This window comes from Proteus vulgaris (genome assembly GCF_023100685.1).
Lineage (GTDB): Bacteria > Pseudomonadota > Gammaproteobacteria > Enterobacterales > Enterobacteriaceae > Proteus.
This window is the reverse complement of the sequence record NZ_CP090064.1, coordinates 1,216,509-1,230,885: the sequence shown is the minus strand read 5'-3', so window position 1 is coordinate 1,230,885 and position 14,377 is coordinate 1,216,509. Positions and strand designations below refer to the sequence as shown.

Below are 14,377 nucleotides of genomic sequence, written 5' to 3'. Positions count from 1 at the left end.
AATAGGGTTATCATGTCAACTAAAATTGATCACCATTGGTTTACATGATTAAGTGAAAAATAGAATGACACCTGAAGATATCGCTTTCGATTTACGCCACATTTGGCATCCATACACCTCAATGAGTAATCCGTTACCTGCTTACCCTATCGTCAGTGCAAAAGGCGTTGAATTAGTCTTAGCTGATGGTAGAAAACTGATTGATGGAATGTCTTCATGGTGGGCGGCAATTCATGGATATAATCATCCTGAACTTAATAATGCGGTTACCACACAACTAAACAATATGTCTCATGTTATGTTTGGTGGCATTACTCATCCCCCTGCAGTATCACTTTGTCGAAAATTATTAGCGATAACACCAGAGCCTCTTGAATGCATATTTCTAGCAGATTCAGGTTCGGTTGCCGTTGAAGTTGCTCTGAAAATGGCCTTGCAATATTGGCAGGCTAAAGGTGAAAAACGTCAACGTATTGTGGCGTTAAAACAGGGTTATCATGGCGATACCTTTGGCGCGATGTCAGTGTGTGATCCAGATAACTCCATGCACAGTCTGTACAAAGGTTACTTACCTAATCATCTCTTTGTAGATGCACCTAAAACAGGCTTTTATGAAGAGTGGGAGCCAGCTGATATTAACTCATTACGCTCAACACTAGAGCAACATCATCAAGAAATTGCCGCCGTTATGCTTGAACCAATTGTCCAAGGTGCGGGCGGAATGCGAATTTATCATCCTGAATATTTAAAACACGCAAGAGCCCTGTGTAATGAATTTGATGTGTTATTAATTGCAGATGAAATTGCCACTGGTTTTGGTCGAACAGGTAAGCTATTTGCCTGTGAACATGCTGAAATATCGCCAGATATTATGTGTGTAGGTAAAGCATTAACAGGTGGATATATGACTTTATCAGCCACTTTAACTACACGTCATATCGCAGAAACTATCAGCCAAGGTGATGCAGGATGCTTTATGCATGGCCCTACTTATATGGGAAATCCTTTGGCTTGTGCTGTTGCTGATGCCAGTTTATCTCTATTAGCAAAAGGCGATTGGATAAACCAAGTTGCAGAAATTGAAAAACAGCTAAAACGCGAGCTATTACCGTTAAAACAGACTAAAAGTGTCAAAGATGTGCGGGTTTTAGGGGCGATTGGCGTGGTCGAAATGAACGAGCCCGTTAATATGGCAAAATTACAAAAAATCTTTGTAGAGGAAGGGGTTTGGATCAGGCCTTTTGGCAAACTGATTTATATTATGCCACCATTTATTATGCCACCAGCAAGCCTCGCTAAACTCACTCAAGCTATTGAAAAAGTGGTTAATCTTTCATAAATCTTTCATCAAAATAAACCTCTAGCAAGGTAATGTTTTGCTAGAGGTTCACAGTGTTTTTTATACTGTGACAGTTATTTTGTCACAACGGTAACCCACATTGCGCCTTTACCTACTGGGTAACAAGCTAATTCAGTTAATACGCCGGTGTGTTTATCAATACGAGAAACAGAAGCAAAATCTGATTTTTGACCACAAGAAATCAGATAATTGCCTGTATTATCAAGATTAAAACCACGAGGCTGTGTCTGTGTTGAGTAATGCCCCACAGGTTGTAAATAGTCGCCCGCTTCTGAAATTGCCATCGCACAGATAAAGCTTTCAGAGCGTTCGCTGGCATAAAGAAAACGGCCATCAGGTGTGATATGAATATCTGATGCCCAACGAGTACTGTTAAATGTTTCAGGGACAATATCGACCGTTTGCATTAAACGATATAAATCCCCCATACGACGATATACATTGATTGTCGCATCTAATTCATTAAGGCAATAGAACACATCCCCATTAGGATGAAACGCCATATGACGAGGGCCTGCATTTTGTGCTGTTGTCAGCTCTTCAGTTCCCGCCTCGGTTAAACGACCGTCTTCTGATAAATTAAATAAACGAATATGATCTTCACCTAAGCAAGGAACAATTAGTTGTTTATTATTCCAATCGATATTAGATGAGTGAGGCTTATTTAATCCGTCAATAATTTGAATAGGTGATTGAGGGACCCCCATCTCATTAATAGGCAAAACAGCCAAATTGCCTTGATGATAGGAAGGAACAAATAAGAAACGCCCAGTTTTATCTAAGCATAAATGAACAGGAGTACTTGGAATGGAAGTGATAGCCTTTTGTTCTAACTGACCATCGGCTGCTATCGCAAATGTCACTACACTAAAATGAGGACGAATACCTACATAAAGATATTTTCCATCCGCACTTGCAATCATCGGTTGTACTTGCCCTGCAACCTCAACAACCTGCAATAAATCCATTTCACCTTCAGTATTTAATGAATAAACATGGATTTGCTGACTCTCTGGACTTGCTACGTAGACTAGCTGTTTCATCCCTTCTCCTTAAAACAGATTACCCATTGATTTATAAAGAATAATAGAAAAACTAACGTTTGGTTGTCACGATTAAGCTAGTTTATCTTTTATTAGTTAACGTGTACCATCAGCAACATTGCATCTTAATACTATCAAGGGGCTTATTTATGTCATATCGCGTTATTGCTTTGGATCTTGATGGCACACTGCTTGATGACCAAAAACGTATCCTGCCAGAATCTTTAGAAGCACTCAATCTTGCAAGAAAAGCAGGTGTTAAAGTCTTAATTGTAACAGGTCGCCATCATGTTGCTATTCATCCATTCTATCAAGCACTCGATCTTGATACCCCTGCGATCTGCTGTAATGGGACTTACCTTTATGACTATATTGGTAAAAAGGTACTGGAATCCGATCCATTAACTACCCAAGAAACCAGCGCAGTATTAGATCTCGTTAAACAAACAGATGTACATCACTTAGTTTATGCTGATGATGCAATGATGTATGACCAACTATCAGCCCCAGTACAACGTACTTTAAAATGGTCAGAAACATTGCCTACCGCACAGCGTCCAAATTTAATCAAAGTCGATGATTTCTATAAAGCCATGCATGATGTTAATGCTATTTGGAAAATTGCGACAACAACGCCTGATCATGATGAATTACGCACTTTAGTTGAAAAAATTGAGCAACAAGTCGGTTTAGAATGCGAATGGTCTTGGGTTGATCAAGTTGATATCGCCAAAAAAGGCAACAGTAAAGGTCGCCGTTTACAACGCTGGGTTGAAGCGAATGGCATGAATATGAGTGACGTTATTGCCTTTGGTGATAATTTTAATGATCTTAGCATGCTAGAGCATGTTGGCTTAGGTGTTGCAATGGGTAATGCTTCAGATGAAGTGAAAGCTCGCGCTAAAATGGTCACCAAAGTAAATTCACAACCAGGTATTGCAGAGACTATTCATAAATATATTCTGTCTTAGTCCTATTTTTATATCGCCCAAAAGAAAAAGACCTCACTTAAAATGAGGTCTTTTTTATCGACAAATGTAACTGATAACTCAAAGATGACGACTTAGCGAAATACTCTTTATTTGCGCATAAAGCCACTGCCCTTCTTGAATATTCAATTCATCTTTTGCCCAAGGCGTGATCCTTGCCCATAAATAATTACCATCATTGACAAGTTTCACATCAACTTGGCCATCATTTTTAATGGTTTCAACCACTTTCATATGCAAAATATTACGAATACTGCTATTTGATGGACGAGTCGTTGTTAATGACACATCAGAAGCATCAATACGGACACGCACATCACGACCAATTTTAGTCTCGATTTGAGGCAGCCACAACACTTGGTTACCAAAAGCCGTTGCGGTCATATCGTAATGGCTATGGTGTTCTACAACCATTACATTGGCGATACTGCTTAATGTCTCTTTTTGTAACCAAGGACGTAATGCACTGCTTGCCCAGACATCTTCAAGTTTACCTGTCGCCTTAATTTTTCCTGCATCCATCACAATGACGTTATCTGCAAGTCGAATAATTTCATCAAGACTATGGCTCACATACAAAATAGGAATTTGTACATCTTGTGAGAGCTTTTCTAAATATGGCAGTAGCTCACGTTTACGCGGTAAATCAAGCGATGCTAAAGGCTCATCCATTAGCATAATATCAGGTGCTGTTAACAACGCTCGCCCTATGGCAACACGCTGTTTTTCACCACCTGATAAGGTGATCGGAAAACGAGAGAGTAAATGACCAATCCCTAACAAATGAATAATGCGATCAAACTGCACTTTCATTGTCGGCGACATACCGTAAAGCAGATTTCCTTTTACGGTGTAATGAGGAAACAGCCGCGCATCTTGGAATACATAACCCACTTTACGTTTTTCAGGTGGCAGATAAATTTTCTTTTCAGTATCAACCAGTGTGTGATTGTTTAATACAATCCGCCCTGAATCTGGTTTTGTTAAGCCGCCAATCACATTAATCAGTGAGGTTTTGCCCGCTCCGGATAAACCAAAGACAGCGGTAATACTTTCTGTTGGTAGTTCAGTATTGACTTCCAGACGCAGTGATCCTAGCGTCTGTTTAAAATTCATCTCTAGCATACGCCCCCCAATCTTTTACGACCCCAACGAGTTAGCCACTCTGAAGCCATTAAAGAGACGAGCGCCAAAATAATTGCAATAACACATAAACGAGCGGCATCCATTTCCGCTCCCGGTGTTTCAATCAAGGTATACATTGCCAGAGGAATAGTTCTTGTTTCCCCCGGAATATTGGAGACGAAAGTGATTGTTGCGCCAAATTCTCCCAATGAGCGCGCAAATGCCAACACAATTCCTGCGATGATCCCTGGCATAGACAAAGGTAATGTTATGGTAAAAAAGACGCGTATCGGTGAAGCCCCTAAGGTTCTCGCCGCTTGTTCCATACGTTGATCGACAGCTTCTAATGCTAATCTGATCGCTCTTACCATCAGTGGAAATGCAACGACTGCGGATGCAAGTGCTGCGCCTCGCCAACTAAAGGTAAAGCTAAAACCAAACCAGTCATACAGCCATTCACCAATAAATCCACGTCTCCCCATACTGATCAGTAAAAGATAACCGACCACAACAGGAGGTAGAACTAAAGGTAAATGGATAATGCTATCAAGCAATGATTTACCGGGAAAACGTACCCTAACTAAAAGCCAAGCCATAAAAATACCAAAAGGTAGACTAATAATAACTGCTACAGTCGATACCTTAAGGCTTAGTATAATGGCTTGCCATTCGTATTCACTTAACATCTCCAAAAGTATAATTCCTACAGTGGGCTAAAGCCGTATTTCTTAAAGATTTCTGCGGCTTGAGGTGTTTTCAGATAGTCATAAAAATCACGAACTGCTTTATTGTCCTGACCTTTTACAACTGCCATTGGATACTCAACAGGTTTGTGGCTATCAGCTGGGAATACGCCGACCACTTTCACTTTATCACTCGCAACCGCATCAGAACCGTATACGATACCTAATGGTGCTTCATCACGTTCAACCAGCGCCATACCGCTACGTACGTTATTAGTACGCGCCATATCTGGGCTTACTGTATCCCATGCACCTAAATATTCTAATGATTCTTTTGCATAGATACCAACAGGCACATGGTCAGGATCGCCAACGGCTAGTTTTCCGCCATTAAGTAAGGATTTCCATTTAGTTTCCTTATTAATAACAACGTCATTTAATTTACTATCTTTAGGGGCAATGAGTACTAAATCATTACCTAATAGTGTATGACGTGAATCTGCAACCATTAAATTTTTATCGATTGCGTAGTCCATCCACTGCTGGTCTGCTGAAATAAACAGATTTGCAGGTGCGCCCTGTTCAATTTGGCGAGCCAGCGTTGAAGAAGATGCATAAGACGCAACAACTTCAGCTTGTTTCTCTTGCTTATATTGTGCCGAAATTTCATTAAGAGCATTGGTAAGAGAAGCGGCAGCAAATACCGTTACTTTTTCCGATGCAAAACTTTGGCTTACTAAAGCAAAAGAGATAACTGCGCCAGCAAGTAACTTGCCTGATAATTTTTTCATGTTCTAATTCCACTTAAATTAAAGGATGACACGCTGTATATACCAAGATACAGCGTAAAATGAAAGGATTAGATGTTAGAAACTGGTTATATATCAATAAATATAACCATTAAAAAGAAACAGAAAATGAAGATAGGTAAACTTATATACTCTAAATAATTCAAGTCACAGCTAGGCGACAAGTGAATGAGTCACTAGGAGCATATAACCTGTGACCAAAAATAAAATTTATTAATAAATCAATGCATAACAAGTCGATACTCTAAATAATTCAAGTCACAACTAGGCGGCAAGTGAATGAGTCGCTAGGAGCATATAACCTGTGACCAAAAATAAAATTTATTAATAAATCAATGCATAACAAGTCGATACTCTAAATAATTCAAGTCACAGCTAGGCGACAAGTGAATGAGTCACTAGGAGCATATAACCTGTGACCAAAAATAAAATTTATTAATAAATCAATGCATAACAAGTCGATACTCTAAATAATTCAAGTCACAGCTAGGCGACAAGTGAATGAGTCACTAGGAGCATACACAAGTATGTGACTAGTGCGAATGAACGCAGTCAACAACGCTGTGGCTTGAAGTATGACGAGTATCATGAGTATGTGGCTAGTGCGAATGAGAACACAGTCAACAACGCTGTGGCTTGAAGTATGACGAGTATCATGAGTATGTGGCTAGTGCGAATGAGAACACAGTCAACAACGCTGTGGCTTGAAGTATGACGAGTATCATGAGTATAAAAAAACAGCCCTCTACAAAATAAAGGGCTGTTCTAAATCAGGAAGGGAGAAATTATGATTTTTTGTCTGCTTTTGGCTGACTTGGTGAAATCAAGTTAAACACTTCACCTAAACCATAAATGATGCCCATAATCAGTACCATAACAACAGGTACCATCAAGAGAGCAAACCCTAAACTTTTCAATAATTCAAGCATGATAACCTCTTTATCATGGTATATTCGGAAAGCCAGAGTTGGCATTTCTTCACGAATGACGAATAATAACGCTATAGATGTATATATTCTAGAGAATTATCGCTTTGTGTCGGCACAAAAAATGCGATAAACACACAAAAAAAGAAGAAGCCTATCATTATGCAAGCAGAAATATTATTAACTCTTAAACTTCAAGATAAGCTCTTTGCCGATCCTCGCCGCGTTGCGCTGTTAAAACAAATCAAAGCGACGGGTTCAATTAGTCAAGGGGCAAAAATGGCAGGCATTAGTTATAAAAGTGCCTGGGACGCCATTAATGAAATGAATCAACTCGCAGACGAACTTCTTGTTGATAGAGCAACAGGCGGTAAAGGTGGCGGTGGTGCAACTCTCACACATTATTGTGAGCGCTTACTTCAACTTTACGATCTGCTCGGTCAAATTCAGCAAAAAGCCTTTGATGTATTGAAAGATGATTCACTCCCTCTTGATAGTCTTTTAGCCGCTATTTCTCGTTTTTCATTACAGACCAGTGCTAGAAACCAATTTTTTGGTACGATCATTGAGCGTGATAACCTACAAGTTCAACAACATGTTAATGTGCTACTTGCAGATAGAAAAACGATCATTCGTGCTGCTTTGACAGAGAAAAGCGCTGATCGCCTAGGACTTAAAAAAGGTAAAGAAGTACTGATTTTAATTAAAGCACCTTGGGTCAATATTGAAAAAGGAACTTCTTTAACACAGCAATATGACAATGCGCTTTCAGGCACACTCACTCAAATTGAGACAGGTAGTGAAAACAGCGAATTAGTGGTGACATTAGAAGGTGGACAAGAAGTTTGTGCCACATGTTCTAATCAGCATGTTAAAGAGCAAAAACTGCATATTAATGACAGCGTAACCGCTTTATTTAATGCTGATCAGGTGATTGTTGCAACACTGTGTTAATCATTAATATGATTACTTTTAAATAAAAAATAAAACCATCACTTAGTTATTATTTTAACAATAATATTAAGTGATGGTTTTTAATTAGGAATAACATTTACATAAATCAATTTTATTCTAATAAGCTTCTAATTAACGTATGATGCTAACGTTTTCCAGCTTGACTGAACTTTCAGGTCTATCGCCTAATTGTATGATAACAGGAACAAAAACATTAAAGTCTTGTAACCAAGCTTGTTTGCTACTGATTTTCAATTGTCCTTGATGAGTTTCGTGACACTCAACTAACAGATATTTTCCACTAAACTCAGATGCAATGCTACGCGCATCTCCTTCGCTTATCACATTACAACGTATTGATGAAGCTATTACTTCTTTTTTGGAATCAATGCTTTCCCACTGTGCTTGATATTGCTGACCAACTACTAATGGGAATCTCAAATCTGTCTGTAACTTACGGAGCACTGAAATATCGTGGCTAATAGACATGGCAAACTTTAATTGTAATTGATTAGCCAGTGTTAAACGTTGCACTGTCCAGATACCATAATCTTCTAGCTTACGTATATAGCCATCTGGTTGTGCAACCAGTTGTACATTAATCTTAGCGTACTCGTTTACTATGGTATAACTGATCTGTTTAAAATGAGGAAGAGCCAATGGTTTTACCAATGATTGAGTTTTATTATTAATTGCCTTAGAAAGTGGAAATTTATTAAGCCAGTACGGGTTATTATTACTTAAATCAGGCATTGTTAGCCTCATCAATGTTGATGCAGGCTTATTAATAGCAGGTACAAAGTGTCCTTCAGCAGTAAACTTTTTTCCTTCTGGTAACTGACATAATTGATTGAAAAGTTGCCTCATTTTAAGATCTATTTTGAAACTATCTTTACGACGAATAATATCATCAGTGATCAGCGAATCAGTAACGTACCCTTCACGATCTAAGTTCATTGCAACTATAGCGTCGCCCTGATGAGTTTTACAATTATATAAATAGTGCTCAATCTTTAGCTCAAGAGGTGCATCATAAGGAGGTTCCCAGATGGTTTCTGCAAAATCATATCCTGTACGTACTGATAATATGTCGCCAATATGCTGAATACTATTAATATCAACAAGATCCGTTATACCGCTCATAGATGTGTCAGATAATTTTTCCCATAGCGCTTCTTTTATTGGAAATTGACAAATCATACGAATATTCTCTGATGCCATCAGCTTATTATCTTGAGCTGGTGCATAGCGAAAATAACTATTACCGTAATAACGAGCTTTGGTTAGCCCATCTTCATTCAATACATCCTTATATAAAAACTGAGCCTTGTTCTGCTTACAATCAACAGAATGCCAATGTTGAGTTTTTTCTCCATTATTATCTGTTAATGACACCATGTAATTCACACGATCATGGTTCCTAACTATAGACAATGGATTAATTTCATTATTTATTAATAATAGCTTATCCGTTGCATAGACAAAAGAAAATAGCAAATAAGGTAGAAATAAAAATAAAATAATTAAAAAACGCAGGCTGTGCATATATATCCCTTCACTGATTGATTATTTTTTATATTTAATATGGCAGAAAATTACTATGTATATTGCTAATACTAATTAGTTCTATTTCTTAGAGTAATTATTTAGTAATATCAGTAGAATAATAAATTTAAACTTTCCGACTAATACAACGCGTAAATGCTTCTTTTATTGAGGCACCTAAAACCTCATCACTACAATTGCTTTTTAATGTAATAATTGCACTATCAGGTATTCCCTCGCCGACCCAATGATCCATACGTAAGATGTTATTTGTGGTTTACACTCAATATCAAAGCTAATTTTTTATAGTCTCAACAAATCACCTGAAAAATAAACTGGTGTAGGAGTTATAAAGCTCTCGTTATAAGAGCTAATTATATGTCCTAGATATTCATTAAAATTTTTATCTAATGCTCTTACCTTATATTCATTTTCATCATAATGATAAACTAAGTTAGGCTGATCTGAGTACGTTAACAGAAAATAATATTGAGTTTCTGATTCTATTGAAATAAAAAATGGCTTTTGCTCTAACATATCCCACAACTCCAGATTATATAACTCCTCTCTTAAGCTGTATTGGAATAGAACATGCCCTCGTATAAGCCATTCTTTGTAAAAAATGAGAGGATCATTCCCAAAAAAACCACCACTACAACGCCCAATACAATTCAAAAAATCATAAAGTTGATCAGTTGCTTTAATATCATAAAGACGTTCAATTTTTTTATCTCATCATCAGAATACCCCTTTATTTTATGAATATTGATAGGAAGCTCTGGATAGACAGAATGTAAATAATTTATTAATTGATTATTATTCATATAATGAAAAATCACCTTACTCATAATTATCATAAGATTATTTTATTTAGCATCCATTTAAACTTTTCGACTAATACAACGTGTAAATGCTTCTTTTATTGAGGCACCTAAAACCTCATCATTACAATTGCTTTTTAACGTAATAATTGCGTTGTTAGGTATGCTTTTACCAATCCAATTATCCAATCGTAAGTGATCATAAGGAATAATAGATATGATACCATCAGTCACATTTACACTACATAAGTTCATATTTTTGAATAGTGTCGTTTTATTTTTATAATCATACTCTTTAATTATTTTCTTTATCCATTCAGAATATGATTTTTCATCATTACGCATTTCATGATATTCAGATGAATTAGCATCTAATATTTCGCTTTGGATTAATGCATTTCTTGTAAAAAAACCCAAATCAGCATCAAGTGGATCTTTGGATAAAACCTTATAACCTTTTTTAAAATCCATCAAATAAATACCACTTTTTGAAAGGGTTATTATAATATAATAATCATTGTTAAAATAGACATTTGCTCTTGAATTATTTTTTTTTGATATAGACACTATTTACTCCTCAACTATTGTAATATTAATCTTAATATTTTTTGAAGATGCATTTTTGATAGAATTATTTATTGCATCCCATTGTTCTTTGGTTGTTCTTGCAGGAACACCTAGTTCTAGAGTTTTTGATTTAACATCACTTGGTAAAATCTCAGCTCTTCCCTTTCTTTCTCCCGAATATTTATCTATAGTTGAAATATATGTATTTAATGTATTTTCTATTGATTTTGGATTTTTAATCCTTGAGGCTGTTTGGGTATTTAATGTCTTTACACTAATATATTCACCTGTATTAGCATCATAATGAGAGGATCATCCCCAAAAAAACCACCACTGCAACGCCCCATACAACTTAGAAAATCATATAGTTGTTCTGTTACGTTAATACGATATAAACGTTCAATTTTTTTATCTCATCATCAGAATACCCCTTTATTTTATGAATGTTGATAGGAAGCTCTGGATAGACAGTATGTAAATAATTTATTAATTGATTATTATTCATATAATGAAAAATCACTTTACCCATAATTATCATAAGATTATTTTATTTAGTATCCATTTAAACTTTTCGACTAATACAACGCGTAAATGCCTCTTTTATTGAGGCACCTAAAACCTCATCACTACAATTGCTTTTTAACGTAATAATTGCACTATCAGGTATTCCTTCACCGACCCAATGATCCATACGTAAATGGTTTAGAGGACTAATAGTAATTTCATCATCTGTAAGCTCTAAGCCACATCGATTCATATTATTAAAAAGTGCTGTTTTATTTTTATAATCATACTCTTTAATTATTTTTTTTATCCAATCTTGATAAGATTTTTTATCCTTATACATTTGATTAAATTTATCTGAACTTCCTTTAATTTGTTCACTTTTAATCAGAGCGAGTTTTGCATAACAACCTAATTCTTCATCAAGAATATCATTAGGTAAAACTTTATAACCTTTTTTTAGATCCATTATATAGATAGAATAGCCAGAAAAAGTTAATAAAATATAATGAGCGTCATTATAATAAACACTTGCTCTTAATTTATTATTTTTTAATTTAAACATTAATTATTCCTCAATAATCGTAATATTAACTTTTATATTTTTTGAAGATGCATTTTTGATAGAGTCATTAATAGCATCCCATTGTTCTTTAGTGGTTTTTTCTGGAACTCCTAATTCTAATGTTTTTAATTTTACATCTTTTTTAGAAATTTCTGTAGTTCCACGTCCATCGCCACTATATTTATCCATAGTTGAGATATATGTATTTAATGTATTTTCTATTGATTGTGGATTTTTAATCCTTGAGGCTGTTTGGGTATTTAATGTCTTTACACTAATATATTCACCTGTATTAGCATCATAATGAGAGGATCATCCCCAAAAAAACCTCCACTACAACGCCCTATATAATTCAAAAAATCATAAAGTTGATCAGTTACTTTAATATCATAAAGACGTTCAATTTTTTTATCTCATTATCAGAATACCCCTTTATTTTATTTATAGGAAACTCTGGATATATAGCGTGTAAATCATTTATTAATTGATTATTTTTCATAGAAAAATTCATATAATAAAAAAATCACCTTACCCATAATTAGCATAAGGTAATTTTATTTAGTATCCATTTAAATTTTACGACTAATACAACGCATAAAAGCTTCTTTTATTGAGGCACCTAAAACCTCATCATTACAATTGCTTTTTAACGTAATAATTGCACTATCAGGTATTCCCTCGCCGACCCAATGATCCATACGTAAATGGTTTTGAGGCTTAATAATAATTTCATTACCTACAATACTTAAACCGCATAGGCTCATATTCTAAAATAGAAGATGGATTAATATTAAGCATTAGTTAAATCTAATTTGATACTATTCAAAATAGTCATAAAATCATCTAAAGTAAATTTATACTTTACATCTTCACTTAAAAATCGGCTATCATTAAAAATTCAATTTCTATTTTATCGATTCCACTATCTTTATTTAATTGACAAAGTATTTATTTTTTCATGAAATTTCGATAGTAATATTCTCATATTTATTGTTACTTACAAAGTCGATTTTAAAGTTAGAATCTATCATCTTTCCCCTTTAATTTATGAATAACATTATAAAAAATTCTAGATAACAGGTCCATCCCATCGTAATTGGTTACGTAATTCATTAGGAACCAAATCAAATAACATTTTTATATACTTTACATTGCCATCATACAATATACTTATTTTTGAACTACATTTCTCAGTATATGTTTTAGCTTGAAAATTTAAAAATGAAATATCACTTTTATCAAAATCTTGATTAAGTATTTTTTTAGGTAAATTATGAATTAACTGTAATTCATAATAACAAGATTTATCTTTTGCTTTTGCTATCACTCCTCTAGATTGAATATTTCTTAATTGGGGTAAAATCCAATACATCATATCTATGTATATTTCATTTTTAGTCATTAACACTTAACTCCTTAATACAGAAGCAATATAAATTATTATGATTTTAATCCTAAAAAATTATAATTTCCGACTAATACAACGCGTAAACGCCTCTTTTATTGAGGCACCTAAAACCTCATCACTACAATTGCTTTTTAATGTAATAATTGCACTATCAGGTATTCCCTCGCCGACCCAATGATCCATACGTAAATGGTTTTGAGGCTTAATAATTTCATTACCTATAAAGCTTAAACCACATAAGTTCATATTTTCAAATAGAGCTGTTTTATTTTTATAACTATATTCTTTAATTATTTTTTTTACCCACTCTGAATAATATTTTTTATCATTATACATCTCATTAAATTCTTGTGAGTTACTTTCTATTTTTCTACTATTACTTAAAGAAATTTTTGAATAATAACCTAACTTATCATCAGTGATATTCTTAGATAAAACGTTATATCCATTTTTCAAATCCATAAAGTGGATATAGTACCCCGAGATAGTTACTATAATATAGTAATCATAATTAAAGTAAATATCTGTATATAAATTATAGCCCTTCGATATAATCATTAACTATTCCTCAATTACAGTAATATTAAACCTAATATTCTTTGAAGATGCATTTTTGATAGAATTGTTAATTATTTTCCATTGATTAATTTCTGTCATTCAGTAATTTATAATCATCTTTACTTCCCTTTTTATAAACAACTTAGATAATTATCGTTAAATAAAAAACCATCACCTAATTGTCATATTAAGCAATAGTTTTTGGATTAAATAATTTTCTCATTAAAATTTAGTAACTAAAATTATTTTGAGTACATACGAGTAAAATAATCATTAATCTTATTATTATCGAGTAATCTATCTTTAGTAAAATCAATATTATCAGAGACTACAACATATTTTCTTAAATCTTCAGGAATATCTTCAATCGAAGCATAAATACTAGGGACAATAAAACGAAAATAATCACCAATTTTATTTTCTCCTTCATACCCTACTGGGCGGTACTCATATAATTCATTAAAAACTCAAAAAAGAAAAATCCCTATCAATTCAATTAAAAAATCAAATTAAAAACATT

17 protein-coding genes and 1 pseudogene are annotated in these 14,377 nt (G+C 34.4%); 3 read left to right on the top strand and 15 right to left on the bottom strand.

The window, feature by feature from the left end; genetic code table 11:
* Nucleotides 1–64 precede the first annotated feature (64 nt).
* Complete coding sequence (gene bioA / locus LW139_RS05835; RefSeq protein WP_227336592.1) at nt 65–1,339, top strand: adenosylmethionine--8-amino-7-oxononanoate transaminase; 1,275 nt, start codon at nt 65–67, stop codon at nt 1,337–1,339.
* Nucleotides 1,340–1,413: 74 nt separating this feature from the next.
* On the opposite strand, the gene pgl is transcribed toward bioA, so the two are convergent.
* Entirely contained in the window at nt 1,414–2,403 is a 990-nt protein-coding gene (gene pgl, locus LW139_RS05830; RefSeq protein ID WP_227336591.1) for a 6-phosphogluconolactonase, read from the bottom strand.
* Between the two features lie 149 nt (nt 2,404–2,552).
* Here pgl and LW139_RS05825 point away from each other — a divergent pair, with 149 nt between their 5' ends.
* Nucleotides 2,553–3,374, top strand: a complete 822-nt coding sequence (locus tag LW139_RS05825) for a pyridoxal phosphatase (RefSeq protein ID WP_166541057.1) — start codon at nt 2,553–2,555, stop codon at nt 3,372–3,374.
* A 78-nt stretch (nt 3,375–3,452) separates the two neighbouring features.
* Here the strand turns inward: LW139_RS05825 and modC are convergent, their stop codons facing one another.
* The 4 genes from modC to LW139_RS05805 all read right to left on the bottom strand — a co-directional run bounded on the left by modC (nt 3,453) and on the right by LW139_RS05805 (nt 6,938).
* Complete coding sequence (modC, locus tag LW139_RS05820) at nt 3,453–4,517, bottom strand: molybdenum ABC transporter ATP-binding protein ModC (RefSeq protein ID WP_088493389.1); 1,065 nt, start codon at nt 4,515–4,517, stop codon at nt 3,453–3,455.
* Nucleotides 4,511–5,203, bottom strand: coding sequence for a molybdate ABC transporter permease subunit (gene modB / locus LW139_RS05815; RefSeq protein ID WP_036938363.1), 693 nt, complete (start codon nt 5,201–5,203; stop codon nt 4,511–4,513). Before modB ends, modC begins: the two co-directional genes overlap by 7 nt.
* Before the next feature lie 17 nt (nt 5,204–5,220).
* The gene (modA, locus tag LW139_RS05810; protein ID WP_166541056.1) at nt 5,221–5,991 is read right to left on the bottom strand and encodes a molybdate ABC transporter substrate-binding protein; all 771 of its coding nucleotides are present in this window, start codon (nt 5,989–5,991) and stop codon (nt 5,221–5,223) included.
* Between the two features lie 803 nt (nt 5,992–6,794).
* Nucleotides 6,795–6,938 carry an AcrZ family multidrug efflux pump-associated protein gene (locus tag LW139_RS05805; RefSeq protein ID WP_071788544.1) on the bottom strand — a complete coding sequence of 48 codons (144 nt, stop codon included), beginning with the start codon at nt 6,936–6,938 and terminating at the stop codon, nt 6,795–6,797.
* 159 nt (nt 6,939–7,097) lie between these two features.
* Here LW139_RS05805 and modE point away from each other — a divergent pair, with 159 nt between their 5' ends.
* Nucleotides 7,098–7,889, top strand: a complete 792-nt coding sequence (gene modE, locus LW139_RS05800) for a molybdenum-dependent transcriptional regulator (RefSeq protein WP_247850742.1) — start codon at nt 7,098–7,100, stop codon at nt 7,887–7,889.
* Between the two features lie 132 nt (nt 7,890–8,021).
* Here modE and LW139_RS05795 read toward each other — a convergent pair whose 3' ends face one another.
* From LW139_RS05795 to LW139_RS05755, 10 genes and pseudogenes are all read right to left on the bottom strand, one after another.
* Nucleotides 8,022–9,434, bottom strand: a complete 1,413-nt coding sequence (locus tag LW139_RS05795) for a hypothetical protein (RefSeq protein WP_247850741.1) — start codon at nt 9,432–9,434, stop codon at nt 8,022–8,024.
* 127 nt (nt 9,435–9,561) lie between these two features.
* Nucleotides 9,562–9,702 (bottom strand): annotated as a pseudogene (locus LW139_RS20675) (contact-dependent growth inhibition system immunity protein); the annotation flags it as partial.
* 35 nt (nt 9,703–9,737) lie between these two features.
* Complete coding sequence (locus tag LW139_RS05790; protein ID WP_247850740.1) at nt 9,738–9,971, bottom strand: hypothetical protein; 234 nt, start codon at nt 9,969–9,971, stop codon at nt 9,738–9,740.
* Between the two features lie 344 nt (nt 9,972–10,315).
* Nucleotides 10,316–10,822 carry a contact-dependent growth inhibition system immunity protein gene (locus LW139_RS05785; RefSeq protein WP_166541053.1) on the bottom strand — a complete coding sequence of 169 codons (507 nt, stop codon included), beginning with the start codon at nt 10,820–10,822 and terminating at the stop codon, nt 10,316–10,318.
* Between the two features lie 3 nt (nt 10,823–10,825).
* Nucleotides 10,826–11,101 (bottom strand): hypothetical protein, encoded by a 276-nt coding sequence (locus LW139_RS20670; protein WP_337958122.1) that lies wholly within the window; start codon nt 11,099–11,101, stop codon nt 10,826–10,828.
* A 283-nt stretch (nt 11,102–11,384) separates the two neighbouring features.
* A complete protein-coding gene (locus tag LW139_RS05775; protein WP_247850739.1) occupies nt 11,385–11,891 on the bottom strand; it encodes a contact-dependent growth inhibition system immunity protein in 507 nt (168 codons plus the stop codon).
* Nucleotides 11,892–11,894: 3 nt separating this feature from the next.
* Complete coding sequence (locus tag LW139_RS05770; protein ID WP_348983688.1) at nt 11,895–12,170, bottom strand: hypothetical protein; 276 nt, start codon at nt 12,168–12,170, stop codon at nt 11,895–11,897.
* Nucleotides 12,171–12,460: 290 nt separating this feature from the next.
* Complete coding sequence (locus LW139_RS05765; RefSeq protein ID WP_227336585.1) at nt 12,461–12,655, bottom strand: contact-dependent growth inhibition system immunity protein; 195 nt, start codon at nt 12,653–12,655, stop codon at nt 12,461–12,463.
* Nucleotides 12,656–12,960: 305 nt separating this feature from the next.
* Nucleotides 12,961–13,293: a zinc ABC transporter substrate-binding protein gene (locus tag LW139_RS05760; RefSeq protein ID WP_247850737.1), complete on the bottom strand. Its 333-nt coding sequence runs from the start codon at nt 13,291–13,293 to the stop codon at nt 12,961–12,963.
* Between the two features lie 60 nt (nt 13,294–13,353).
* Nucleotides 13,354–13,857, bottom strand: coding sequence for a contact-dependent growth inhibition system immunity protein (locus LW139_RS05755; protein WP_227336583.1), 504 nt, complete (start codon nt 13,855–13,857; stop codon nt 13,354–13,356).
* Nucleotides 13,858–14,377 lie beyond the last annotated feature (520 nt).